The sequence below is a fragment of the Oleiphilus sp. HI0117 genome, from assembly GCF_001635235.1.
In genome coordinates this window covers 1-1,946 of the sequence record NZ_LWGA01001011.1, presented here as the reverse complement: position 1 = coordinate 1,946, position 1,946 = coordinate 1, and the positions used below count along the sequence as shown (strand labels likewise).

Below are 1,946 nucleotides of genomic sequence, written 5' to 3'. Positions count from 1 at the left end.
ATACCTGTCACTACCTGATATTCACTGCTCATCATATTATTTGTGATGGCTGGTCTCTTGGCATCGTGATCGCAGATTTGTCAGCCTTTTACAATAGCACCGTAAAGGGAAATTCGGCTGATTTAGAAGAAGCATACTCTTTTGTTGATTTTGCTGGTCAATCTTCAGAGAACGAGGACAAACAATATTGGCTAGATAAATTTTCAAAAAGAATTCCCGATTACGAGCTTATATTAGATAAAGACCGCCCCAAGAATAGAACCTTCAATGCGCGCCGAATAGATGTTGATGTCGACCTAGATCTAATCACTGAAATTAAGAAAAGTGCAGCCAGCATAGGATGCAGCCTAAGCGCTTATACAATGGCGATCTATTTTATTGCCTTGCAGCGCTGGACAGGAGAGTCCTTTTTAGCAGTAGGAATGCCAACCGCAGCACAACCCGGTATCGCTCCGAATTCTTTGATTGGTCATTGTGTTTCGACAGTTCCTATCGTCAGTGAGCTAAATCCTTCTATATCAGTTGCTCAAGCAATACACGAAATTAGTGAAGAGATTCTAGACGCTTTTGAACATCAGAACTTTACCTTTGGGGAGTTGATTCGAGAGCTACCCATTGCAAGGGATCCTTCAAGAATTCCACTTTTACCCCTGCTTTACAACTTTGATACAGGCTTGGAAGACGAACATCTAGATTTTCACGAGCTAAAATGTAGTTTCCACTCAAACCCAAGGTTTTATGAAAACTTTGAACAGTTTATGAATGTCGCCGACTACGGTGACCACTTCACAATCGAGTGCCAGTACAATACTGACCTATTCCTGGAAGAGTCAATCAAAGCCCGAATCGATGAATATATCTGGCTCCTAACCCAGTGTAGTTTTAATCTAAACCAGTCACTCAGCGAGCTGGAACTCAGCCCTATTAACGATTATGAATATTTACTTACTCGTAGCCTAGGTACGCACCATTTCTGGCATGAAGAACAAGCCAACGCCCCTCGCACTGTCGGTCACTACCTTCATCATCAAGCTCAACAATTTGCCGAAAAAGAAGCCGTCATATTTGAGCAGGAAGTCTTAAGCTATCGTCAGCTTGATGAACTTAGCTCACAGTGGGCTCAGCTCCTATTAGAGGAGCACGTATCGGTTGGGGACCGCGTTGGCTTGTGCCTGGACCGCTCTCAGCATATGCTCGCGGCCCTAATTGGCATATTGAAAGTCGGCGCCAGCTATGTCCCGCTTGACCCTGACTTCCCCGATGATCGTTTGGCGTACATGATTGAAGACTCGGGCTTACAACACCTAGTCACTCAAGAAACGCATATCAAGCGCCTGCCTTCTGTTGCACACATACTCAATACCGATCTGATTTCTGAACGTCTATCACAGCAGAACACAGCTTGCCCAGATGTAACAATCCCTGAGGATACAGCTGCGTATATCATCTATACCTCCGGTTCTACCGGAAAGCCTAAAGGCGTTGTGGTACCCCATGCTTCCGTCATGAACTTCTTACACAGCATGGCCGAAAAGCCAGGGCTCCAGGCTGATGATACCCTGATGGCAGTAACAACTTTGTCTTTTGATATTGCCGTACTTGAACTCTACTTGCCACTCTGGGTCGGCGCCAAAATCATTATTGCCAAGAAACAGGATAGTAGTGATGGTCGACGTTTATTAAGCTTGCTGATAAAGCATCAGGCAAACTTCATGCAAGCAACACCCGCCACCTGGCGATTGCTGATCAGTAGTGGCTGGCAGGGTGAGCCTAGATTAAAAGCACTGTGCGGTGGCGAAGCATTGCCATTGGATTTAGCTGAAGAGCTACTTCAACGCTGTAGTGAGCTTTGGAACATGTATGGCCCAACTGAAACCACCGTTTGGTCTAGCTGTGCCCAGATTACACAAACCCAAACACCGCCTGGATTGGGCTTACCTATCGCC

The 1,946-nt window shown here is 45.7% G+C and carries 1 protein-coding gene; it reads left to right on the top strand.

The genetic code is table 11. The features are described 5' to 3' along the window. A partial coding sequence (locus A3757_RS18160; protein ID WP_156506399.1) for an AMP-binding protein occupies positions 1 to 1,946 on the top strand: 1,946 nt, incomplete at both ends.